Origin of the sequence: Ancylobacter pratisalsi (genome assembly GCF_010669125.1) — a bacterium.
GTDB classification, from domain to species: Bacteria; Pseudomonadota; Alphaproteobacteria; order Rhizobiales; family Xanthobacteraceae; genus Ancylobacter; species Ancylobacter pratisalsi.
On sequence record NZ_CP048630.1, the window covers coordinates 1,751,059 to 1,773,437 of the forward strand.

The 22,379-nt window shown below is 67.1% G+C and carries 17 protein-coding genes; 6 read left to right on the plus strand and 11 right to left on the minus strand.

What is annotated here, in order from left to right:
• Nucleotides 1–134 precede the first annotated feature (134 nt).
• The 6 genes from G3A50_RS08330 to fghA all read left to right on the plus strand — a co-directional run bounded on the left by G3A50_RS08330 (nucleotide 135) and on the right by fghA (nucleotide 6,983).
• A complete protein-coding gene (locus G3A50_RS08330) occupies nucleotides 135–1,106 on the plus strand; it encodes a Bug family tripartite tricarboxylate transporter substrate binding protein (protein ID WP_163074801.1) in 972 nt (323 codons plus the stop codon).
• Nucleotides 1,107–1,175: 69 nt separating this feature from the next.
• Nucleotides 1,176–1,655, plus strand: a complete 480-nt coding sequence (locus G3A50_RS08335; RefSeq protein WP_163074802.1) for a tripartite tricarboxylate transporter TctB family protein — start codon at nucleotides 1,176–1,178, stop codon at nucleotides 1,653–1,655.
• Between the two features lie 4 nt (nucleotides 1,656–1,659).
• Nucleotides 1,660–3,168 (plus strand): tripartite tricarboxylate transporter permease, encoded by a 1,509-nt coding sequence (locus G3A50_RS08340; protein ID WP_163074803.1) that lies wholly within the window; start codon nucleotides 1,660–1,662, stop codon nucleotides 3,166–3,168.
• 281 nt (nucleotides 3,169–3,449) lie between these two features.
• Nucleotides 3,450–4,871, plus strand: a complete 1,422-nt coding sequence (locus tag G3A50_RS08345; protein WP_163074804.1) for an alanine/glycine:cation symporter family protein — start codon at nucleotides 3,450–3,452, stop codon at nucleotides 4,869–4,871.
• A 148-nt stretch (nucleotides 4,872–5,019) separates the two neighbouring features.
• The gene (locus tag G3A50_RS08350; protein ID WP_163074805.1) at nucleotides 5,020–6,132 is read left to right on the plus strand and encodes an S-(hydroxymethyl)glutathione dehydrogenase/class III alcohol dehydrogenase; all 1,113 of its coding nucleotides are present in this window, start codon (nucleotides 5,020–5,022) and stop codon (nucleotides 6,130–6,132) included.
• 14 nt (nucleotides 6,133–6,146) lie between these two features.
• Nucleotides 6,147–6,983, plus strand: coding sequence for an S-formylglutathione hydrolase (gene fghA, locus G3A50_RS08355; protein ID WP_210255293.1), 837 nt, complete (start codon nucleotides 6,147–6,149; stop codon nucleotides 6,981–6,983).
• A 38-nt stretch (nucleotides 6,984–7,021) separates the two neighbouring features.
• On the opposite strand, the gene bhcC is transcribed toward fghA, so the two are convergent.
• From bhcC to G3A50_RS08410, 11 genes are all read right to left on the minus strand, one after another.
• Nucleotides 7,022–8,185 (minus strand): 3-hydroxy-D-aspartate aldolase BhcC, encoded by a 1,164-nt coding sequence (gene bhcC / locus G3A50_RS08360; RefSeq protein ID WP_163074807.1) that lies wholly within the window; start codon nucleotides 8,183–8,185, stop codon nucleotides 7,022–7,024.
• A 225-nt stretch (nucleotides 8,186–8,410) separates the two neighbouring features.
• Nucleotides 8,411–9,130, minus strand: coding sequence for a carbonic anhydrase (locus tag G3A50_RS08365; protein WP_163074808.1), 720 nt, complete (start codon nucleotides 9,128–9,130; stop codon nucleotides 8,411–8,413).
• A 118-nt stretch (nucleotides 9,131–9,248) separates the two neighbouring features.
• A complete protein-coding gene (locus G3A50_RS08370) occupies nucleotides 9,249–10,403 on the minus strand; it encodes a serine hydrolase domain-containing protein (protein WP_163074809.1) in 1,155 nt (384 codons plus the stop codon).
• Nucleotides 10,404–10,647: 244 nt separating this feature from the next.
• Nucleotides 10,648–11,685, minus strand: coding sequence for a helix-turn-helix domain-containing protein (locus G3A50_RS08375; protein ID WP_163074810.1), 1,038 nt, complete (start codon nucleotides 11,683–11,685; stop codon nucleotides 10,648–10,650).
• A 167-nt stretch (nucleotides 11,686–11,852) separates the two neighbouring features.
• A complete protein-coding gene (locus G3A50_RS08380; RefSeq protein ID WP_163074811.1) occupies nucleotides 11,853–13,016 on the minus strand; it encodes an osmoprotectant NAGGN system M42 family peptidase in 1,164 nt (387 codons plus the stop codon).
• Nucleotides 13,013–14,749, minus strand: coding sequence for an N-acetylglutaminylglutamine synthetase (gene ngg, locus G3A50_RS08385; protein ID WP_425483458.1), 1,737 nt, complete (start codon nucleotides 14,747–14,749; stop codon nucleotides 13,013–13,015). Before ngg ends, G3A50_RS08380 begins: the two co-directional genes overlap by 4 nt.
• Complete coding sequence (locus G3A50_RS08390) at nucleotides 14,725–16,500, minus strand: N-acetylglutaminylglutamine amidotransferase (RefSeq protein WP_163074813.1); 1,776 nt, start codon at nucleotides 16,498–16,500, stop codon at nucleotides 14,725–14,727. Before G3A50_RS08390 ends, ngg begins: the two co-directional genes overlap by 25 nt.
• 283 nt (nucleotides 16,501–16,783) lie before the next feature.
• Nucleotides 16,784–17,446 carry a hypothetical protein gene (locus G3A50_RS08395; protein WP_163074814.1) on the minus strand — a complete coding sequence of 221 codons (663 nt, stop codon included), beginning with the start codon at nucleotides 17,444–17,446 and terminating at the stop codon, nucleotides 16,784–16,786.
• Nucleotides 17,443–18,213, minus strand: coding sequence for a S1 family peptidase (locus G3A50_RS08400; RefSeq protein ID WP_163074815.1), 771 nt, complete (start codon nucleotides 18,211–18,213; stop codon nucleotides 17,443–17,445). Before G3A50_RS08400 ends, G3A50_RS08395 begins: the two co-directional genes overlap by 4 nt.
• Nucleotides 18,213–18,656 carry a hypothetical protein gene (locus G3A50_RS08405; protein WP_163074816.1) on the minus strand — a complete coding sequence of 148 codons (444 nt, stop codon included), beginning with the start codon at nucleotides 18,654–18,656 and terminating at the stop codon, nucleotides 18,213–18,215. The genes G3A50_RS08400 and G3A50_RS08405 overlap by 1 nt, the downstream gene beginning before the upstream one ends.
• A 34-nt stretch (nucleotides 18,657–18,690) precedes the next feature.
• Nucleotides 18,691–22,359, minus strand: coding sequence for a tubulin-like doman-containing protein (locus G3A50_RS08410; RefSeq protein ID WP_163074817.1), 3,669 nt, complete (start codon nucleotides 22,357–22,359; stop codon nucleotides 18,691–18,693).
• Nucleotides 22,360–22,379: the final 20 nt, after the last annotated feature.

Consider the following 22,379-nt stretch of genomic DNA (forward strand, 5'->3'; position numbering starts at 1 on the left):
GGCACGCGCAGGACATCGCCTGCGCTCGACCTCCCAACTGCGCCAGCCCGTCACGACCTGCACCACACCACGGTGGGCGACGGCTCCGCACAGAGTTTTCGGACGTCGCACAGAGTTTTCGGAGGAACAAAACCATGAACGCCACATTCACGAAATTCGCCATGGTCGCCATGGTGGGCGCGCTGCTCACCGGCAGCGCCGTCGCGCTTCCGCAGAAGACGGAGTGCCTGGCCGGCGCCAAGCCCGGCGGCGGCTTCGACCTTACCTGCCGTCTCGCCGCCAATTCGCTTCTCGCCGCCAAGCTGATCGAGCAGCCGATGACGGTCACCTATATGGAAGGTGGCGTCGGCGCCATCGCCTATAACCATGTCGTGGGCAAGCGCGCGGCCGACCCCAGCCTCATCGTCGCGGCCTCGACCGGCTCGGCGCTGCTGCTGGCGCAGGGCAAGTTCGGCAGTTTCGACGAGAACGCGGTGCGCTGGGTCGGCGCGCTGGGTGCGGATTACGGCGTCATCGTCGTTGGCGCCGACTCGCCCTACAAGAATCTGAAGGAACTCTCCGACGCCTATGCCGCCAAGCCGAGCGATTTCCCGATCGGTGGCGGCGGCGCCGTCGGCAGCCAGGACTGGATGAAGGCCGCCCTCATCGCCAAGGGCGCCGGGCAGGACCCGAAGAAGATGCGCTATGTCGCCCTTGAAGGCGGCGGCGCCGTGCTCACCGCGCTTGAAGGCGGCCACATCAAGATCGGTGCGGGCGACGCCTCGGAGATGGTCAAGCACCATCTCGCCGGCAAGGTGCGCATCCTCGCGGTGATGTCTCCCGAGCGGCTGAAGGGCGATCTCGCCGACGTTCCGACCACCCGCGAGCAGGGTTACGACTTCGACTGGGTGATCTGGCGCGGCTACTACACCGGCGGCAAGGTGAGCGACGCCGACTACGCGGCCTGGACTGACACCTTCAAGAAGCTGGTCCAGACGCCGGAGTTCACGTCGGAACTCGCAGCGCGCGGGCTGTTTCCCTACACCGTCATTGGCGCCGATTTCGACGCCAAGGTGAAGAGCGACGTGCAGCGCTTCAAGCTCCTCGCCAAGGAAGCCGGCCTCTAATTTTCCTCAACGATCGAGCGGCCCCGTCTCCGGGCGGGGCCGCCCCTTGTCGCTGGTCAGGAACGCGCCATGGACGCCAATCGCCGCCCTCTTCCGGGCATGCTCAGTAATCGCATCGCCGCTGTCGCCCTGCTGGGGTTCAGCCTCCTCTACGGGGTCGCCGGGAACGCGATCGAGTATTCCTTCTCGTCGGACCCGCTGGGCCCGCGCGTCTTCCCCATCCTGCTCGCGGCGATCCTCGCCCTGCTGTCGCTGATCTACCTGTTTGCGCCGGGTCACGCGGAAGAGTGGCCGGAGGGAGCCGTGCTGATGCGCTGCATCGCGCTGCCGGCGCTGGTGCTCATCGCCGCGCTGCTGTTCGAACCACTCGGCTTCGCGGCCTCGATGTTCATCATGACCACCGGTGTCGCGCGCATTTTCGGGGCCTCGTGGAAGGCGTCTCTCATCGGGGGGCTCGTTCAGGCGGCTCTCTGGTACGTCGTTTTTGGCTATCTGCTCGAGGTCTATCTCCCGGCCGGCGAGCTGTTCATCGCATCGCGCCGGGGCTGACATCATGAATCTCGATTATCTCTGGACCGGATTCGCCGTCGCCCTGAGCTGGCAGAACCTGTTAATCGGCCTGATCGGCTGCTTCCTTGGCACCATCATCGGCGCGCTTCCGGCCATCGGCCCGATCAATGGCATCGCTCTGCTGCTGCCCATCGCCTACACGCTCGGCCTGCCGCCCGAGAGCACGATGATCCTTCTCGCCGCCATCTATTCCGGCTCCGAATATGGCGGGCGCATTTCCTCCATTCTGCTCAACGTTCCCGGCGACGCCGGTGCCGTCATGACGGCGCTTGATGGCAACCCGCTGGCGCGGCAGGGCCGGGCCGGGGAGGCGCTGATGATCAGCGGCATCTCCTCCTTCATCGGCGGCATCATCGGCGTCGTCGGCCTCACGCTTTTCGCTCCCTTTCTTGCCAGCCTGGCCGTCGGCTTCGGCCCTGCCGAATACTTCGTGCTGATGGTGTTCGCCTTCGCCACGCTCGGCTCCATGGTCGGAAGCCAGCCGGTGAAGACACTGATCGGTTGCGTTCTGGGCCTCATGCTGGCGACTGTCGGCCTCGACCCGACCTCCGGGGCCTATCGTTTCACCTTCAACAGCCCCGAACTCGGGGACGGCATCGACTTTGTGGTTCTGGTGATCGGCCTGTTCTCGATCTCGGAAGCCATGCTGATGCTGGAGAGCCACGCGACGGGCACGTCCCTCATCGGCAAGGTCGGGCGCACCTTCGTGCGCTTCAAGGACATCGTCTTCACCAGCGGCGCCGCGCTGCGCGGCTCGATCGTGGGCTTTGTCGTCGGCGTCCTGCCGGGCACCGGCGCGTCGGTCGCGAGCGCGGTCTCCTACACGCTGGAGAAGCGCCTTTCCGACCGCGAGGGCACCTTCGGCAAGGGCGACATGCGCGGCCTGGCCTCGCCGGAGGCGGCGAACAATTCCTGCGCGGCCGGCGCCTTTGTGCCCATGCTGACCCTGGGCGTGCCCGGCAGCGGCACGACGGCGGTGATGCTCGGCGCCCTGATGCTCTACAATATCCAGCCGGGGCCGCAGCTCTTCGCGGAGCGGCCGGAGATCGTCGGCGGCCTGATCGCCTCGCTCTATGTCGGCAACGTGCTGCTGCTGCTGCTCAACATCCCGTTCGTCGGCATCTTCTCGCGCCTGCTGCTGCTGCCGAACTGGATCCTGGTGCCGGGCATCCTGGTGCTGTCGGTCGTGGGCGTCTATTCGACCCACGCCAGCGTGGAATCCATCCTGCTGATGCTGGCCGTCGGCTGCGTTGGCTGGCTGCTGCGCAAGCTCGGTTTCGACATGGCGCCGATCATCCTCGGCTTCGTGCTGGGCAAGGTGATGGAGGTCAACCTGCGCAATGCACTGGCCATCAGTGGTGGCGAGCTGGGTATCCTGTTCCAGAGCAATATTGCGATCACCTTGTGGGTGCTGGCCGCCATCGTCGCCGTTGGGCCCTGGGCGCTGCATCACTGGTCGCGGCGCGGTAGGTCGCCCGGCCTTTCCGAGTGACCCGTCGACATTCATGATCGCGTGCCGCCATCGGCTCCCCCGGTGGCGGCACGCCCCTGCCTTCCGCGCGGGACAGGCGCCCGCGCCCTCTTCGCGCCCCTTTCGCGCACGCCCCGGTCGGCTCCTCCTCGCCCTTCCCTGAAATCCGCGCGCCGATCGCCCGTCGCGGAAGCCGCCGGAACGATCCTTGCGTGTCATCTCGCTTCATCAAGGACTTGGCGGACGATCGGGAAATCGTCTGCTACGTTTCAGGCGGGACTGTCACGCGAAGGGACTGGGGAATGGACGCAATCATCGACTTCCTGAACACGATCTTCTGGGGCTACGTGCTCATTTACGGGCTGCTCGCGGTGGGCGTTTACTTCACGCTGCGGCTGAAGTTTCTCCAGATCGTGCATTTTCCAGAAATGATCCGCTCGGTCATGAGTTCGAGCGACGATGATTTCGCCGGCATCACCCCGTTCCAGGCCCTGTGCACCAGCCTGGCCTCACGCGTGGGCACCGGCAACATCGCCGGCGTCGCGGTGGCGCTGTATCTCGGCGGTCCCGGCGCGATCTTCTGGATGTGGGTGGTGGCCGCGCTCGGCATGGCCACGGCCTTCGCCGAAAGCACGCTGGCCCAGCTCTACAAGATCAAGGACGAGAACGGCCGCTACCGGGGCGGACCGGCCTTCTACATGGCGCGCGGCCTGAACGCGCCCTGGGCCGGCGCGATCTTCTCGGTCTGCCTCATCATCTCCTTCGGGCTCATCTTCAACGCCGTGCAGGCCAACTCGATCGCCGACGCGATGGAAGGCGCGTTCGGCGTGCCCAAGTTGGCGAGCGGCGCGGCCGTGGCGCTGGTCTCGGGCGTCATCATCTTCGGCGGCATCTCCACCATCGCCCGTGTGGCGGAAATCGTGGTGCCGTTCATGGCGGTCGCCTATCTCGGGCTGGCGCTGTTCGCCGTGTTCGCCAATATCAGCGAAGTGCCCGGCATCTTCGCGCTGATCGTCAAGAGTGCCTTCGGCTTCGAGCCGGCGGTCGGCGGCGTGGCCGGCTCGGTCGCGGCGGCGATGCTGAACGGCGTGAAGCGCGGGCTGTTCTCGAACGAGGCCGGCATGGGCTCGGCGCCGAACATCGCCGCTGTCGCCACCCCCGATCCGCACCACCCGGTCAGCCAGGGCTTCGTGCAGGCGCTCGGCGTGTTCATCGACACGCTGCTGATCTGCACCGCGACCGCGCTGCTGATCCTCTTGTCGGGCGCGCTGGTTCCCGGCTCGGGGCTGACCGGCACCCAGCTGACCCAGGCGGCGCTGGAGCACCACATCGGCGCGTTCGGCCCCTATTTCGTCGCCGTCGCGATCTTCTTCTTCGCCTTCACCTCGATCATCGGCAACTACTCCTACGCCGAGAACGCGCTGGTCTTCCTCGGCGTGGGCGGCACCATGGGCAAGATCGTGCTTCGCTCGGGCACGCTGCTGATGGTGCTGTGGGGGGCCTATGAATCGGTTTCCACCGTGTTCAATGCGGCGGATGCCTCCATGGGCCTGATGGCGACGGTCAACCTTATCGCCATCGTCCTGCTGTCGGGCCTCGTGGCGCGGCTGACCAAGGACTATCTGGACCAGCGCCGCGCCGGCAGGAAGCCCCACTTCCTCGCCAGCTCGATGCCGGACATCGCCGACGAGATCGACACCGAGATCTGGAACCGCCCGCGCTAGCACGCCGGACGCAGAGCCCGGCGGCCCCTCCGGCCGCCGGGTGATGTGCGTCAATAATTGACGTGGATCGCCCCGCCGGCCTCCCCTATGTCTAGGGCACGTTCCAATCCTGCGAGCCTTAACGTCGCCCAATCGAAAGACCCCGCTCATGAAGTCGCGTGCCGCCGTCGCCTGGGAAGCCAAGAAGCCCCTGACCATCGAGACCATCGAAATCGGCGGGCCCAAGCCCGGCGAGGTGCTCGTGGAGATCATGGCCACCGGCGTGTGCCACACCGACGCCTACACGCTGGACGGTCTCGATTCCGAGGGCAAGTTCCCGGCGATCCTGGGCCATGAGGGCGCGGGCATCGTGCGCGAGATCGGCGCCGGCGTGACCTCGCTGAAGGTCGGCGACCACGTCATCCCGCTCTACACGCCCGAATGCCGGCAGTGCAAAACCTGCCTGTCGCAGCGCTCCAACCTGTGCACCTCGATCCGCGCCACCCAGGGCCAGGGCCTGATGCCGGATCACACCAGCCGCTTCTCCTGTGACGGCGGCGAGATCTTCCACTACATGGGCTGCTCGACCTTCTCGAACTTCACCGTGCTGCCGGAGATCGCCCTCGCCAAAGTCCGCGAGGACGCCCCGTTCGACAAGATCTGCTACATCGGCTGCGGCGTCACCACCGGCATCGGCGCGGTGGTCTACACCGGCAAGGTGTGGCCGGGCGCGAATGTCGTTGTATTTGGCCTCGGCGGAATCGGCCTCAACGTGATCCAGGGCGCGCGCATGGTCGGCGCCGACAAGATCATCGGCGTGGACATCAACCCCGCCAAGGTCGAGATGGCCAGGAAGTTCGGCATGACCGACTTCATCAACCCGCTGGATGTCGGCAACGACAAGGTGGTGTCCGCGATTCAGGACCTCACCGACGGCGGCGCCGACTTCACCTTCGACTGCACCGGCAATGTGAACGTGATGCGCCAGGCGCTGGAAGCCTGCCATCGCGGCTGGGGCACCTCCATCGTCATCGGCGTGGCACCGGCGGGCGCTGAAATCTCCACCCGCCCGTTCCAGCTCGTCACCGGCCGCAACTGGCGCGGCAGCGCCTTCGGCGGCGCGCGCGGGCGCACCGACGTGCCCAAGATCGTGGACTGGTACATGGAGGGCAAGATCAACATCGACGACCTGATCACCCACACCATGCCGCTCGACCAGATCAACACCGCCTTCGACCTCATGCACGAGGGCAAGTCGATCCGCTCGGTGGTGATCTACTGATGGGTGGCGTTCCGATGGAAACCGTCTCCACGGCGAAGTCGCATGGCGGCGTGCAGGGCGTCTACCGCCACGATTCCGCCGTCACCGGCACGCCCATGACCTTCGCGGTGTTCGTGCCGCCACAGGCCGCCAATGGCCCGGTTCCGGTGCTTTGGTATCTGTCCGGCCTCACCTGCACCCATGCCAATGTCATGGAAAAGGGCGAGTACCGCGCGGCGGCCGCCGCACACGGCGTCATCCTCGTGGCGCCCGACACCAGCCCGCGCGGCGAGCGGGTGCCCGATGAACCGGACAACTGGCAGTTCGGCACCGGCGCCGGCTTCTATCTCGACGCCACGCAGGAGCCCTATGCCCGGCACTACCGGATGTACTCCTATATCTTCGAGGAACTGACGGCGCTGGTCGCGGCGCAGTTCCCCGCCGATATGAGCCGGCAGGGCATCTTCGGCCATTCCATGGGCGGGCATGGCGCCCTCACCATGGCGCTGAAGCATCCCGATCGTTTCCGCAGCTGCTCGGCCTTCGCGCCCATCGTACAGCCATCGACGGCGGACTGGTCGCGTCCCGCGCTGGAGAAGTATCTCGGCACGAACGAACAGTCCTGGCGGGCCTATGACGCGGTGGCGCTGATCGAGGACGGCCGGCGCTTTCCCGAATTCCTCGTCGACCAGGGCCTGGCCGACCCGTTCCTCAAGACCGGCCTGCGCCCGGAACTGCTGGAAGTGGCCTGCCGGGAGGCCGGCATTCCCCTCACGCTCAACATGCGCGAGGGCTACGACCATTCCTATTATTTCATCTCCAGCTTCATGGCCGACCACATCGCCTGGCACGCCCGGCGGCTGGCGGCATAAGCCCTTCGTGAAGCGGGTTTCCCACGGCGCGGGGGCGGTCAGTAGATCTTGCCCCGCGCCGAAACCGGCCAGACCACCTCGACCTTGCCGCCCCGCACCCCGACATACCAATCGTGGAGATTGCAGGTCGGGTCGCAATGGCCCGGCACGAGGCGCAGCTTCTCATTGATCTTCAAGGCGCCCTCGGGGTCGGAAATCACCCCGTGCTCGTCATTGCATTCGATGAAGGTCACATCCTCGCGCCCGTAGATCACCGGCAGGCCTGAATCCAGCGACTGCGACTTGAGCCCGGCGTCGCACACCGCGCGGCCGGGCCGGGCATGGGACATGACCGAAGTCAGAACGAACAGCGCGTTTTCCCATTCGCCATGATCAAAGCGCTGGCCATTGCCCGCGCGTACCCGGCCATAGGCCGCGTCCATGAAGGCGTAGGAACCGCACTGGAGTTCATTGAACACGTGCGAGGTCGCCTCGAACGTGTAGCTGCCGGTGCCGCCACCCGAGACGATGCCCGGCTTCAGGCCGGCGGCCGTCAATGCCTCCACCGCCGCGCGGGTGATAGTGGCGGCGCTGTCCATTCGCGCCTTTCGCGCGGCGAAGTCCTCCACATGCTGACCACCGCCGTGATAGGCCTGAAGCCCCGAAAAGGTCAGCCCCTGGGCCCCGTCGATGGCGATGGCGAGCGCGACCGCTTCCTCAGGTGAGCCCACGCCGCAGCGCCCGGCCCCGCAGTCGATCTCGACGAAGCACTCCAGCGTGGTGCCATGCCTCCCCGCGGCGGCCGAAAGGTCGGCCACATTGGCAATGTCGTCGACGCAGACCGTGATCCGGGCGCCGGAGGCAGGCAGCCGCGCCAGCCGGTCGATCTTGAGCGGGTCGCGGATCTGGTTCGAGATCAGGATGTCATTGATGCCGCCGCGAACGAAGACCTCGGCCTCGCTCACCTTCTGGCAGCACGCCCCCACCGCGCCGCCAAGCGACTGCTGAAGCTTCAGTATGTCGACGGATTTGTGCATCTTGCCATGCGCACGATGGCGCATGCCGTGGGCCTTGGCGTAGGCCCCCAGCTTGGCGATGTTCCGCTCGAGCGCGTCGAGATCGAGGATGAGGCAGGGGGTCTGGATCTCCCCCTCGTCCATGCCCACGAAGGCAGGCACGTCAAAACCAAGTTCGAGCAGTCCCGAGCGCGGATCGGCGTTCATTCCCGTCAAGTCCCCCACATTCCCGATGAGCGGAAAGACGCCACCCCTCGCACCGAGGCGTGACATTGGGAAGGACTTTTGGCCCCAACCGGCCCGCGTTTCCAGAGGCGTTTTCGCTCCCGCGACCGCGTGGGCCGAAAACGTGGCCGGCGCGAGCTTGCGCGGGGAGCCGCACGCGCCAGGCGAGGCGGCGCACGGGCCGCCTCGCCCCTTGCGGCCGTCAGGCTAGATGAAGCTCACCTTGCCGGTGGCGATGTCGTAGATGCCGGCGCCGGACTTGAGCTTGCCCGCCGTGTGCTGGGCGGAGAGGATCGGCCCGGCCGAGCGCGCCACTTCGGCGTTGAGCTGGGCGTTCTTCGCCGTCGCGGCGGCCAGCAGGTCGGCCGGCTTGTCGGCCATCACGTCATAAACCGCCGGGCGGATCGCATTGACCAGGCTCGGCAGATGGCCGGGCGGCAGCGCGTTGTCGCGGATCGACTTGATCGTGGCATCGACCGCGCCGCAGGCGGTGTGACCCAGAACCAGGATCGCCTGGATGCCAAGAACGGCAACCCCGTATTCCAGGCTGGCCAGCCCGTCCTCGTTGATGAAATTGCCGGCGACCCGGATGACGAACAGCTCGCCCGGCCCTTGATCGAAGATCAGTTCCGGCACCACCCGCGAATCGGCGCAGGTCACGATCGCGGCGAAGGGCTTCTGCCCGAGCGAGCGCTTTGAACGGCCGACCGAATGATCGGTGTTGATCGCGGCATTGGCCACATAACGCTCATTGCCCTCGACAAGGCGCTTCAGCGCCTCATCCGGCGACACCGGCTGCGCCTCATCCGCGAAGGCGCGCGAGGCGAAAGGCATCGTCATCGACAGCGCTAGCGCGCCCGAAAGGGCAAGACCGCCCGCAAGCAGCCCCCGGCGGCTGAGAGTCCCCGTCGAACATTCCCGGCACATGGCCATCCCTCCGTTTCGTTTCGTTGGCCGCAAACGGATCGAGGATCGATCCGAATTCTCGGTGGTGGTTCCCGGCAGTCCGTCTCCGGACCGGACGCGATAAGGCGCCGTCGTGGGTCTACCGGGCGTAGTTCACATAGAGACGTTCCATAACCCTGCCCGTCGCCGCGTCGGCGGCCGCGCCGGAGTAGTTCGTTGTCACGACAATAGTGAAGTCCTGTTCGGGGTCGATCAGGATCCTTGCCAGATTCATTGAATTCGAGCCGTTATGCGTGAGGAGCGGCTTGCCGGCCCAGTCGAATTCCACGATGCCCCAGCCCAGGCCATACGCGCCGGTACCCGGCGTTCCCGGTGGGGGATTGGGCCGGACCGGCGTCTGGACGTGGACGGACTGGATCCGCCGAAGCGTCTCCGGCGACAGCAGCGCGGGCGCGCGGGCACCCCTGCCCGCGTTCCAGGCCGCCCATTTCGCGTTGTCGAGGATGGACATATGCGCATTGCCGGCCGGGGCCATGACCTGGGGAACGTCGGCAGCCGGGCCCCATGTCATCGGCGTCGCGGAACCGTCTGGCTCGATCCGGTGGCCCACCGGCGCATCGATGAGGCCATAGGTCGCCTGCGGGCCGAGACCCGCACTCGCCATGCCCAGCGGGACGAAGATGCGCTCATACATCATCTGCTCCCACGGCATGCCGCCGGCCTTCTCGATCATGGCGCCGGCGATCAGATAGCCGAAATTGGCGTACTGGAACGGCGAGCCCTGCGGCACCGCGATCTCATGGGCCTTCCAGGCCTCGATGGCGTGGAGCCGAAGATCGGTCAGGTTTTCCTCGAAGGCATCGGCGCTGAAATACAGTTTGAGGATCTCCTCATTGTCGTCGGGAATGCCGCTGGAGTGGGACAGCAGTTGCTCCAGCGTGGCATCGGCGAGGCTGGCGCTCATGCCCTTGATGTCGTCGCCCAGCACGTCGCCAATGCGCGAGTCCCATCTCAGTTTGCCCTCATCCACCAGCATGCCGGCCAGCGTCGCGGTCATCGCCTTGGTGTTGGAGCCGATATGGAAACGGTCGTCGAGGGTGACCGGGATCTCCCTGCCGCGCACCCGCGTGCCGACAGCCGCGGCCGCGACGACCTCGCCCGCCTTGACCACGGCCGCGGCGAGCGCGGGCAGGCCATATTCCTCGCGAACGCTGTTCAGATAGCCATCGAGATCGAATGTGGCGGTGTCTTCCGCATGTGCCGCCGGCGTCAGCACCAGCGCCGCGCCCAGCATCGCACCACCCGCCCACGATGCGCACGCGCGCCAGCCTGTGCAAAGTCTCGGGCGCGTCACCATCTCGGGATTCCGGGTCGGTTCATGTTCGGGCTCGTCGGGGATGGGATGCCAGGGCGCGTCGGCTCAACAAAGGGCGGATCGAGGCGCAGGCCGTGCTAGCAATAGGAAGCGCCGGTACAGCCGACTATCCGATATCCGCAAAATCTGTCGCGAGCGGCATATTTCATGTCGCGGCCGCCCTTCAGGATGCCAGGGTCGCCGATGGCGCCTGCTCGAACAGGCGCTTGTAGTCGCCGGCGAAACGACCGAGGTGCAGGAATCCGAACTGCATCGCCACCTGCGTCACCGTCGTCTCTTCCGGCGAGGCGGCCAGCAGTGCGGCGCGGACGCGGTTCAGCCGGCACAGGCGCAGATACGCCACCGGCGACATGCCGACATATTCGCGGAACGCATATTGAAGCGCACGTTCGGAAACGCCGATCGAAGCGCAGATATCGACCACCGTCGGCAGCGCCCCGGCGTCGATGCGGGCGTCGACGAAGTCGCGCGACATCTGGCAGATACGCAAGGCGCGGGCGCGGCTGGGAGGGCGCGGTTGCGGCCCGTCATGCGCCGTTGCCGCCGTCACGATCCCCAGCACGGACTGCAGGACGATGCCGCGCATCACATCCGTGTCCAGCGCCTCGCCGCGCGCGGCGCTCGCATGCGCCGTCTCCAGCCACAGATCCACGGCCTGCCTAAGCACGGTTGGCTCGCAAAGGCAGAACGGCGTCAGCCGGCGCGGGGGGCGCTCCCATCCCGGCGGATCCAGCGCCCGCGCGCCGCGCAGAAACGCGTCCTGATCGAAGCTGATGTAGAAGGTCCGCGCGCCAGTAGGCACATAAAGGTCGAACTCGGTGTTCTCGGGCATGAAGAACAGCGTGTCCGTGCCGCTCGCGCCGCGGTCGGAAAAGCGGAAGGCCGGGTCCGGCGTGCAATGGGAGATCGTGCAAAGATTAGCCGGCGTCGCCCCCAGCTTCTGCACCGCCGCATCCTGGCGCTCGCACACGATCTGCTGGCGGCCGAGGCCAAGACGGTCCATGCGCGCCACCTGGCGGCCGGGGCTGAGCTGATAGCACTGCATGGAGAAATCGGGCTGCAACGCGGCCTGGATGGCGGCGTCCTCGATCACCGTCGAGCTCAGTTCACCCGAGCTCAGTTCACCGGCGTCGACCGGCGCCCGCGCGCCGGCGGGGCCTTTGACCGGAATCGACGAGGCGAGGCGCGAACCCGATATCATTGCCGCCCCCCCGAGCAACGGTGACCCGCACAAGCGCGCGGCTGCCAAACATATCCCGGCGGGCGCGAAAGCGGCAATCGCCCCGATTCCGGGCGGGCGAGCGGACCGCCTCACCGGAACGCGCCACCGCAGGACCCCGTCGTGGCGGATTTCTCCACCGCGCGCCGCTAGTCCTCCAGATCCTCGCTCTCGATATCGGAGGACAGGTCCTGCACGGCCTCCTTGATCGGCTGGTGCGTGAAGCCCTTGAGGGTCGCCGTCGGCTGAAAATCGCGCGTGATCTCCACCGTGCTCAGCACATAGGCCGTCACCAGCTCGGCGAGCGAGCGCAGCGCGTGCATATGGATGCGCTCATAGCCGTGGGACGCATCGACGCCGAAGGTGATCAGCGCCGTGCGCACATCCGCGCCCGCCACCACCGCGCTCGCCGAATCCGAGCGGTAATAGCGGAACAGGTCCTTCTGGTAGCGGATGTCGTTGTGACGGCACAGCTCGGTGAGCTTCTTGGTGAGGTGGTAGTCGAACGGCCCGCTCTGGTCGGCGGTGGAGATGGTCACGCCGAATTCGTCCGAGTTCTGCCCCGGCGCGGTGGTGCCGTTGTCGATCACCACCAGCGAGGCGACGTCCGGCGTCAGCACCGAGGACGCGCCGACCCCGACCTCCTCGGCGATCGTGAACAGCCAGTGGATGTCCACCGGCGTCTCGGCCTTCTCGTCGTGCAGGGCCTTGAGCGCGGCCAGCATCACCGCGACGCCGGCCTTGTTGTCCAGATGGCGCGAGACGATGAAGCCGCTGTCCATGAATTCCGGCTGCGGATCAATGGCGACGATGTCGCCGATCTCGATGCCCAGATGGGCAAGGTCCGCCGCGTTGCGCGCGCGCGCGTCCACCCGCATCTCGACATAGTCCCAGCCGATAGGCAGCTGGTCGATCTCGTCATTGAAGGTGTGGCCGGAGGCCTTGAGCGGCAGGATGGTGCCGCGATAGCCGCCCTTCTCGGTGAACACGGTGGCGCGCGCGCCTTCCGCGAAGCGCGCCGACCAGGTGCCGATCGGCACCAGGGCGAGGCGGCCATTGTCCTTCAGCATCTTCGCCTGCGCACCGAGCGTGTCGACATGGGCCACCAGCGCCCGCGCGCCGAGATGGGTGCCGCCATGGCGCACCGCCCGGATCGCGCCGCGCCGCGTCAGCTCCACGTTGAGGCCGAGGCTGGTGAGTTCCTTGGCGACGAAGCGGACGATGGTGTCGGTGTAGCCGGTGGGGCTCGGTATCGACAGAAGCTTCTTGAGAATCTTGGCGAGGTAGTCGGCGTCGATGGCTAGTCTGGTCATGACTCCGCTCTCGCTTGGGGCGCGTCCAGTACCTGGCGCACGCTAGTGGGCATGGCCAGCGGGAACAACAGGTCTATGAAGCGCTCCGCCGTGGGCTGCGGTTCGTGATTGGCAAGACCCGGGCGCTCATTGGCTTCGATGAAGGCGTAGTCGGCGCCCATGGGCGATTTGACCATGAGATCGACCCCGACCACCGGTATGTCGATGGCGCGGGCGACCTTCACCGCCGCATCCACCAGCAGGGGGTGCACGACATCCGTGACGTCGTGGATGGTGCCGCCAGTGTGCAGATTTGCCGTCCTGCGCACCTTCAGCTCCTGCCCGGCCGGCAGCACCGCATTGAGGGCGAAGCCCGCGTCGCGCACCGTGCGCTCGGTCTCAGCGTCGCAGGGGATGCGCGATTCGCCCCCGGTCGCTGCCGCCCGGCGCCGGCTCTGCGCTTCGATCAGCTCAAGCACCGTGCTGCGCCCGTCGCCAACCACCGTTGCCGGCCGGCGGATCGCCGCCGCGACCACCCTGAAATTGATCACCACGAGGCGCAGATCCTCGCCCTCCACGCACTCCTCGACCAGCACCTCGCTGGAGATCTTGCGGGCCTCGCCGATGGCGGTCTCCAGCTCGGCAAGCGAGGTGATCCCGACGGATATGCCCTGCCCCTGCTCGCCGCGGGCGGGCTTCACCACCAGCCGGCCGTGACGGCTCAGAAAGGCGACGATCTCCTCCATCGGAGCCGCCGTGGTCATCTGCTCGGGCACGCGCACGCCGGCCTCGGCGACGATACGGCTGGTGACGCTCTTGTCGTCGCAGATCGACATCGCCACCGCCGAGGTCAATTCGGACAGGCTCTCGCGGCAGCGCACCGAGCGCGCGCCGAAGGTGAGCCGGAAGAACCCGCTGGCGGCGTCGATCTCCTCCACCACGATCCCGCGACGGCGGGCCTCGTTGATGATGATCCGCGCATAGGGATTGAAGCCCTCCAGCGTCTCGGGGCCGGAGAACAGCTTCTCGTTGATGGGGTTCTTGCGCTTCACGGTGAAGTAGGGGACCCGCTCGAAGCCGAGCTTCTCATACAGCGCGATGGCCTGCGTGTTGTCGTGCATCACCGAGAGGTCGAGGAAGGCGGCGCCCTCCTGCGCGAAATGCTCCGCCAGGTGCCGCACCAGCGCTTCGCCGACGCCCGGCTGGCGCGCCTGCGGGTCCACCGCAAGGCACCACAGCGAGGCGCCGCGCTCGGGATCGTCGAAGGCGCGGATGTGGCTGACGCCGGTCACCGTGCCGATCACCTGTCCGGTCACCTCGTCGGCGGCCACCAGATAGACAATCGGGTCGGGATCACGCTCGGAGGCGAAGAACTGCGGCGGCGCCGTCACCATGCCGCGCGCGGCATAGATCCGATTGATCGCCTCGGCGTCGGTGCGTGACGACAGCGGGCGGATGATGAAGCCCGGCAGCGGCCGGTCGGACGCCTCATAGGTCGAAAGATCCAGCCGGAAGGTGTGGGAGGGATCGAGGAACACCTCCTGCGGCGCGTGGGCCAGCAGCACATGCGGATCGAGCACATAGACCGCGATGTCACGCCGGTCCGGCCGCTCCTCGCGCAGGGTGGAGAGCAGGTCCGGCATGCTGGCGAAGGTCTGGCCGAAGATCAGCCGTCCCCAGCCGACATCGAAAGCGCAATTGGGCGTCACGTCGTTCCCCTCGTTCTCGCTCAAACGCCGTGCGACTGGAGCCACATCTCCAGAAGCGCCACCTGCCACAGTTCCGAGCCGCGCAGCGGCGTGATGTGCGACACCGGATCGGCGAACAGCGTGTCGAGATACTCGCCCCGGAACAGCCCGCGCTCGCGCGCCTTCTGCGAGCCGAGCACGTCCTTCACCATGGTGAGGTATTCGCCCGAGATGTATTTGAGCTGGGGCACCGGGAAGTAACCCTTGGGACGGTCGATCACCTCATGGGGCACGACGAGACGCGCGGCTTCCTTCAGCACGCCCTTGCCCCCGTGGGCGAGCTTGAACTCGGGCGGGATGGTCGCGGCAAGTTCCACCAGCTCGTGGTCCAGGAACGGCACGCGCGCCTCAAGACCCCAGGCCATGGTCATGCTGTCGACCCGCTTCACCGGGTCGTCGACCAGCATCACTTGCGAATCCAGCCGCAGCGCGCGATCGACCGGCGTCGCCGCGCCCTCCATCATCAGATGCGCGGCCACCAGATCGCGGCTGGCATCGGTGTCGGCGATCCACTCATCGCCGAGCTGGCGCGTCAGCGTGGCGTGGTCACGGTCGAAGAACACCTTGGCGTAGTCGCCGACCACGTCGTTGCTGTCGGCAAGCGGGGGATACCAATGATAGCCGGCGAACACCTCGTCCGCGCCCTGCCCCGACTGCACCACCTTGATCGACTTGGAGACCTCCCGGGAGAGCAGGTAGAAGCCGATATTGTCGTAGGACACCATCGGCTCGGACATGGCGTGGATGGTGGCCGGCAGCGCGCCCATCAGGTCGCTTGAGGGCACGAAGATCTTGTGGTGATTGGTGCCGTAGTGCTTCGCGATGAGGTCGGAATAGACGAACTCGTCGCCCTTCTCGCCATTGGCCTCCTCGAAGCCGATGGAGAAGGTGGCGAGGTCCTTCTGCCCCTCTTCCGCCAGCAGCCCGACGATGACCGATGAATCCACCCCGCCCGACAGCAGAACGCCGACCGGCACATCGGCCACCATGCGCCGGCGCACGGCGGTGCGCAGGCTCTCCAGCACGCGGTCGCGCCAGTCATTGGCGCTGAGCCCGGAATCCTCGGGGCGGCGCTGATAGGGCGGTGCCCAGTAGATCGTGTCCTTGAAGCTCCCATCGGGCGCGTAGCGGCGGACAGTCGCCGGCGGCAGCTTGCGCACGCCCTTCAGGATGGTGCGCGGCGGGGGCACCACCGCATGGAACGACATGTAGTTGTGCAGCGCCTCGCGGTCGATGGAGGTGTCGACGTCGCCCGCCGCGAGCAGGGCCGGCAGGGTCGAGGCGAAGCGCAGGCACTTGCCGACCTGCGAATAATACAGCGGTTTGATGCCGAAGCGGTCGCGCGCCAGGGTCACCACGCCGCTGTCGCGCTCGACGATGGCGAAGGCGAACATGCCGTGGAAGCGCTCGACGCAGGTCGGCCCCCAGGCGTGGTACGCCTTGAGAATGACCTCGGTGTCGCCGTGGGAAAAGAAGCGGTAGCCCTTCGCCTCCAGCTCGGCGCGCAGTTCCGGGTAGTTGTAGATGCAGCCGTTGAAGGTCAGCGAGAGGCCGAGGTCGGGGTCGACCATGGGCTGCGCGGCCTTGTCGGACAGGTCGATGATCTTGAGGCGCCGGTGACCGAGTGCGACGGACCCGCGCGCTTCGAGGCCCGCACCGTCCGGTCCGCGGGGCGCCATCACGTCCATCATGGATGAGATGGCGCGCGTATCCGCGAACGTTCCATCAAAACGAATTTCACCGGCAATTCCGCACATGCTGGTTATCTGTCTCCTTTGGGCCTGCATCAATGAACAGAGGCACACTGGATGATCGCGAGGGTTCAGCGATGCTTAGCAAGAATACAGCCAGTGACCAACCCTTCAACGTTTGAAAGACCTTCGGCGACTTGGCTTGCGATCGGATATGCCTTCGAGCTGCCTAGGGAAATCCTTCGGCGTCGAAAAAGTTCACCGCGGGAGAGAAATCGTCTGCGCGCGGCCGCGTCCGCCAGCGCCCGGTCCGTTGCGGGAAACGGGGGCGGGGCGCCCGCCCCGCAATCTAGTCCGCCCGGCCGCAGATGCCGTAGCGCCCGCGCGGCACGGGGCAGTTCGCGGCGTTCTGAAGATACGCCGAAGATTGGCGCAAGGCATTGATATCGCTGTCGGAAATCTCATACCCCGAGGGGCGCCGGAGCTGGGTGTCGTCGCGAAACTGTTCCAGCGCCCGCATCACCGCGAGCGGGGGCGGGCGTGGGGCGGTGGGCAGATACATCAGCGCTGTCAGATGCTGCGTCGCCTCGGCCAGCAGCGGCTCGGAAATGGACGAACGGGTCGCGACGAGTGTCAGCGGCCGGTCGTCGTCCCATTTGGCGCTCTCGAAAAAGCCGGTCCGCGATTCCGCGCAGGCGCGCCCCTGATAGACCAGTGTGGTCAGCGCCTCGTCCATTTCCAGGGTCAGCTCATAGTCGCGGCAGAGGCTGGTGCAGGCGTTGCAGAGCTGACCGGTGCGACGGGACACGGCCTTCTGCGGCACGATGATGGCCTGCGTGCGCACCGAGAGCGGCCCCTGAAGCCGCCGCCCGGACGCGATCTTGATCATCGCATCGGCGATCAGCGGGCGCAGCGCGGCGCGCTCCTCACCCGTCAGCACCGGCTGGCCACGGGCGAGGCCGGCGGGCAGCAGAACCAGCAGCAGCAGAAGAAGAGCGAACGGGTGTCTCATCGTGTGCATTGAACCTTTACGACGGCGGCGCCGACATCGCCTCGCGCGCCCGGCGCCTCGCCCGCATAGGCGGTGATCGTCCGGGCGAAGCCGTGCACCGGCGAGGCGAAGGCCTGCCGCTCATCCTCGTTCAGCCGCCCCGAGAGCACCCCCACCACGGCGCCGGCGGCGTCGATCACCGGCCCGCCGGAAAGGCCGGCGGGCAGGCGCTGGCCGAGGGTCAGACGCAGTATCGCCCCTTCCGCCACAGAGCGCCGGTGGGCGCGATAGCTGCGCGCCGGCGCGTTGCCGGGCAGGCTGGCGGCATAGCCGCGCACGTCGAGTTCCGGCCCGGAGACGATCTGGGAAAGGGCGGCGACGTGCGCGCTGGGAAACGACGTCACCAGCACGGCGACGTCGCGATCGGCGTCGACAGAGCCCAGTTGCGCCGTCGCATAGCCGAGCTGCGGGTTCTCCACCGAGAACGCGGCGCAGCCGCTCACCACATGCGCGCTGGTGAGCACGGCGCGCGGACCGATGAAGGTGCCGGAGGCCGACACCACGGCGTTTTCCGGCAGCCCCTCCCGTGCCGCCTGCCGGTAGGATTCGCGCAGGAGGTCGACCTCGCCGGCTGAACCGCCGCCGGTGGAGGCCAACAGGCCCAGCACAGCCGCCAGCAGCAGACCCGGCCAGCGATGGGAATGGCCGCCACAGGGGCGGCTGTCCGGCCGGCCGGTGCGCGACCGGCCGGAGCCATTGCTGAACCGTCCCTGGGCACGCCTACCCATCAGTCGCAGGTTGTGGTCTCGCCGGAGGCCGGCTCGCCGTTCCGGAAGTACACCACCTCCTTCACCACGCTGCATTCGCGCCCGCCCTGATTCACCGCGCGCAGCGGCGTGATGGTGCCGCGATTGCCGGTCTGCGGGTTGCTCCACGAGACCGTGCGCGAGCTTCGGCTGGCTTCGCGCAGGGCCGCGTCGCGGCGGGCCCGGTCGCGCTCGTCGATCCGCGCGCCGATGGCCCCGCCGATGACCGCCCCGGCTCCCGCCATGGCCAGGCACGCCCCGGTATTGCCGCCCAGCGCGGCGCAGCCCAGCCCGCCCACGGCGGCGCCGAGGCCGGCGCCGATGGCCGCGTTCTGGTGGTCCCCGCCGGTGGTCTGGCAGGCGGCGAGGAGCGGCGCGATCATCAGGCAGACGATCCAGCCGCGAGGTTTCATGACGGCACGCATTCTGTTCTCCGTTCGGTTGGACACAACAAGGACGTTAGGAAAGAGAGGGCGGCCGGGGCGGCGGCGGGGCGGCCCCGGCCGGCGACAGCAGGCGTTCCAGCGCCGGCACCTCGCTCAGCGTGACCCAGTTCTGGGAGCCTTCCGGGCACACCTTCAGCTCGGGCGAGAGCTGGCCGACCTCGGCGAGGATCCTGAAGGCGGACGCGTCGTAGGGGCCGGCCACCTGCCCGTCGCGATTGAACAGCCAGTAGCGCGGAGACGGCGGCATCGGGGCGGCCGGCGGGGGCGAGGCCCCATTGACCGGCCCCGGGGCCTGTACTGAAGCCTGTTCCAGCGCAGGCCCGCCGGCGGCGATGCGCAGCAACGTCGCCTCGTTGAACAGGCTCCAGTTGACGGCCCGTTTGTCGGTGGCGCGGCGGGTGGCGGAAAGGCTCGGGTCGCGCGACACCTCGGTGCCGTCGGCATCGTCCACCGTGCCGGCGATGGCGACGGTCCAGTCGGGAACGGCATCCTGCAGCCGCTCCAGCGCCTCGGCGGTGCTGAGGTTGCCGGGCAGCGTGCCCCCGACCTGACGCGACTGGCTCTGGTACTGTTCGGCGAGGGCGAGGCAGGTGTGAAAGCCGATGCCGCCGCGGTTGCGGGTAGCGCCCTTCTCGTCGACCTCGATGCGCAGCTCGGTATAGACCCGGCGGGCGTACCATTGCGCCAGCGCCGCGAGCGCGAGGAATTCAATGGCGCCCAGCTTGCCCAGACGCCGCTTCACCTGCTCCTGAAGCTGGGTCTGCTGATTGGGCATGAAGCCACGCCGGCGCAGATATTTCTCGCTGCCGATCCGGTTCCAGTCGCCGCGCGCCACCTCGATTTCATAGATCTGCCGTACCGGCTCGAAGCGCAGCACGCCGAGCATGACGCCCTCGACGAACAGCTTCATCCGCCCGATGAGGTCTTCCAGCGCGGCCTTGTCGGGCACCACCGGATCGGGGAAGCGCAGATAGTCGACATGGTTGTGCAGCGGCTGGCTGTCGGGCTTGCCCTGTTCCCTGAGATAGGAGAGCTGCCATTCCGACTTCAGCGAGGAGATGGCGTCGAGCGGGATGCCGGCCAGCTCGCAATAGCAGATGATCCGGCCGGGAACGCCGGATTCCTCATAGCCGATCGAGGTGATGCCGGCCTGCGCGGGCAGGCGCGAGCGCAGCATCTCGTCGAATTCGGCCCGGAACGAGCGCACCCCGTCGACGGCGATGAGCATCTTGTACTGGTCGTTCTTGGGGCGGTAGCCACGGCTGAAATCGGTGCGGATCCACGGCAGCGCCCGCGCCACCAGGTTCTCCATCAGGCGCTGCTGCTTGAGCAGCGGCAGCTGCCGCAGGGCGTCGATCACGGAAGGGATGCGCTCGCGATACTGCCCGAGCCGCTTGTTGCTCACCGAACGCAGCAGACCGAGGATTTCCAGCCGCCCCTCGTCGCTGTCGAGCCGGGCGAAGATCTCGCGCGAGCCGCCAATGCTCTCGAAGGCCTCGCGCGCCCAGGCAAGCTGCGCGTCGCCGTCCTCGGGGGGAATCTCCACCCCTTTGTCCTTGATCACGAAAAAGGTGCCGCCATCGCTGCGCGCCAGCGCGTCCTGCAGGCGCAGCGTGTCCTCGTCCAGCACCGACAGCAGGTTGCGCACGCTCTTGCGCCCGGTCTGGAACTCACCGATCAACCCGCTCCAGCGGGTCTCGCCGCGCTCGTCGATGCCCTGCGGCATGCCGAGGAACTGGACGACGTGCTCCAGCAGGATCACGGCCTCGCGACAGGCGATGGCGCGCAGCCGCGCCTGCAGCATCGCGATCAGGTCGTCGCGCACCTGATTGAGGTATTTCTCGCACGCCTTGCGCCCGCCCCCGGTCAGGAATGAGCTCTGCGCGGCCTGCTGCAGGCGATCGATGGAAGCCTGAAGCTGCTCGACATTCAGCCGGCTGGCGCGCTCGGCATAGGCTTCCTCCGCGCTGCGCAGCCGGGCGATGATGCCGCCGCCGGAATCGTCGATCCGGGCGTGGAGCTTGGCGACGAGGTCGATGGTGTATTCGAGGCCGCCACGCTCCTGATCATCGAGCAGGCGGTAGAGCTCGGCATAGAGCCCGCCATCGTCGAGGCCGCGGCTGAGCAGCGCCGCCTCGAAATGCGCGCGGGACTGGGCGACCTCGGCCCCCTTGGGTCCGTAGGTCGCCCCCGTGCCCACGCGCCCGTCCACGTCGCGCTGGCGCATCTCCACGATACGCCGCACCTCACCCTCCCAGGCCCGATGGTCGGGCACCCGGCCGAGCAGCCCGGCGATGTCCTGTTCCACCTCGGCCGAGATCATCGCCGTGATCGAGCTCTTGTCGGCGCGCAGCAGGATGTAGTCGACCAGCCCGAAATCGGTGATCGGCGCCTGGCTGAAACGCGCGCGCTCGTCATAGTCGTCGACGAAGGCCTTGGGCGTGATCCGGATCCATTCCTGCAGGAACTGGTCGCGCTGTTCGGTCGTCGCCGCCTTCTGCTGGCTGTCGAGCGCCATGCCGAAGAAGGCGCGCACCATCGCGGAATTGTTGCGCGCCAGATGCTCCTCCACCTGCACGCTGGCGTTGGACATCACCATGGTCTGGCCGATGGCGGAGTAGGCGCGTGAATAGGACAGGCCGTCCTTCAGCCAGTCCGGCAGTTGCGGAAAGTGCCGCCCGATCTTGTGCTGGTTCTGGTTGACGCTGATGGAACGCTTGCGCCGGGCGAAATCGCTGGAGCCGAAATCCTCGAAGAGGATGTCGGCCACCATGTCGAACACGTCGTCCTTGTTGCCGGTCTGCTGGCCGGCGATGTTCTCGCGGTCGAACAGGTAGACTTCGCTATAGGGTGTGCTCACCTCGGCGCCGGGCCGCTCCAGGTCGGTCCAGCGCTGCACATAGGGCGGGTTGCGGCTGCCCAGCATGCAGAATTCGAGTTCGGACAGCGCCGCATAGGTGTTGGCGAACACGCGGTCCTTGTTGGCGTCCTTGTAGCCCCCCGGCAGCATGAGGAAGAGGTCGACCTGATGCGGGCTCGGCGCGCGCATCGAGCGCAGCGCATAGCCGACATCGAGAAACGCACCCGAGCCTGTGCCGCCCGCGCTGGAGGCCACCACCACGATGCGCAGCTGCGGCGTGGTCTTGAGCCCGAGGCTCTGCAACAGCGTGTCATTGGTCACGTTCTGCATCACCCGGTCGGACTGCGCCCGCACCAGGTCCATGAAATGCGTGTATTCATGGTAGAACAGCAGCCGCGAGATCGAACGCACCTGCCCGGCACCTTTTTCGGTGTCGAACTTGTCCAGGTCGCCCTTCGGCAGCCATTCCTTGATGATCGAGTAATTGTCGATTTCCGCCATGTAGTGGGCGGTATCGACCTTCTTCTGGATCGCCTCGCCCTTCGAGAAGGCCACGCGCGAGGCCAGCAGATCGGTTGCCGCCGCGCGCCCGCTCTCCCTCGCCTCCCCGGTGTCGGTATCGAAGTAGACGAACCGCGCGGGGGGAAACTCGTCGAGGCTCATCACGCTGCGCCCGGACCAGTTGTGCTGGAGGATCCGCCGGCGCAGGCGCAGCAGAATCTCCATGCCCGTCCCGCCCAGCGCGATGAAGACGGTCGGCATGACGTCGCGCAGGGTTTCGGAGGTCTCGCCCTGCGGAATGGCTCCATTGGCGTCGGCCATGGCGGTGTTCCTCTCGTGAC

What these genes read in the sequence shown, in the direction of transcription:
- G3A50_RS08330 (WP_163074801.1), top strand. Translation starts at nt 135, where the DNA reads ATGAACGCCACATTCACGAAATTCGCCATGGTCGCCATGGTGGGCGCG.
- G3A50_RS08335 (WP_163074802.1), top strand. Translation starts at nt 1,176, where the DNA reads ATGGACGCCAATCGCCGCCCTCTTCCGGGCATGCTCAGTAATCGCATC.
- G3A50_RS08340 (WP_163074803.1), top strand. Translation starts at nt 1,660, where the DNA reads ATGAATCTCGATTATCTCTGGACCGGATTCGCCGTCGCCCTGAGCTGG.
- G3A50_RS08345 (WP_163074804.1), top strand. Translation starts at nt 3,450, where the DNA reads ATGGACGCAATCATCGACTTCCTGAACACGATCTTCTGGGGCTACGTG.
- G3A50_RS08350 (WP_163074805.1), top strand. Translation starts at nt 5,020, where the DNA reads ATGAAGTCGCGTGCCGCCGTCGCCTGGGAAGCCAAGAAGCCCCTGACC.
- fghA (WP_210255293.1), top strand. Translation starts at nt 6,147, where the DNA reads ATGGAAACCGTCTCCACGGCGAAGTCGCATGGCGGCGTGCAGGGCGTC.
- bhcC (WP_163074807.1), bottom strand. Translation starts at nt 8,185, where the DNA reads ATGAACGCCGATCCGCGCTCGGGACTGCTCGAACTTGGTTTTGACGTG.
- G3A50_RS08365 (WP_163074808.1), bottom strand. Translation starts at nt 9,130, where the DNA reads ATGTGCCGGGAATGTTCGACGGGGACTCTCAGCCGCCGGGGGCTGCTT.
- G3A50_RS08370 (WP_163074809.1), bottom strand. Translation starts at nt 10,403, where the DNA reads ATGCTGGGCGCGGCGCTGGTGCTGACGCCGGCGGCACATGCGGAAGAC.
- G3A50_RS08375 (WP_163074810.1), bottom strand. Translation starts at nt 11,685, where the DNA reads ATGATATCGGGTTCGCGCCTCGCCTCGTCGATTCCGGTCAAAGGCCCC.
- G3A50_RS08380 (WP_163074811.1), bottom strand. Translation starts at nt 13,016, where the DNA reads ATGACCAGACTAGCCATCGACGCCGACTACCTCGCCAAGATTCTCAAG.
- G3A50_RS08390 (WP_163074813.1), bottom strand. Translation starts at nt 16,500, where the DNA reads ATGTGCGGAATTGCCGGTGAAATTCGTTTTGATGGAACGTTCGCGGAT.
- G3A50_RS08395 (WP_163074814.1), bottom strand. Translation starts at nt 17,446, where the DNA reads ATGAGACACCCGTTCGCTCTTCTTCTGCTGCTGCTGGTTCTGCTGCCC.
- G3A50_RS08400 (WP_163074815.1), bottom strand. Translation starts at nt 18,213, where the DNA reads ATGGGTAGGCGTGCCCAGGGACGGTTCAGCAATGGCTCCGGCCGGTCG.
- G3A50_RS08405 (WP_163074816.1), bottom strand. Translation starts at nt 18,656, where the DNA reads ATGCGTGCCGTCATGAAACCTCGCGGCTGGATCGTCTGCCTGATGATC.
- G3A50_RS08410 (WP_163074817.1), bottom strand. Translation starts at nt 22,359, where the DNA reads ATGGCCGACGCCAATGGAGCCATTCCGCAGGGCGAGACCTCCGAAACC.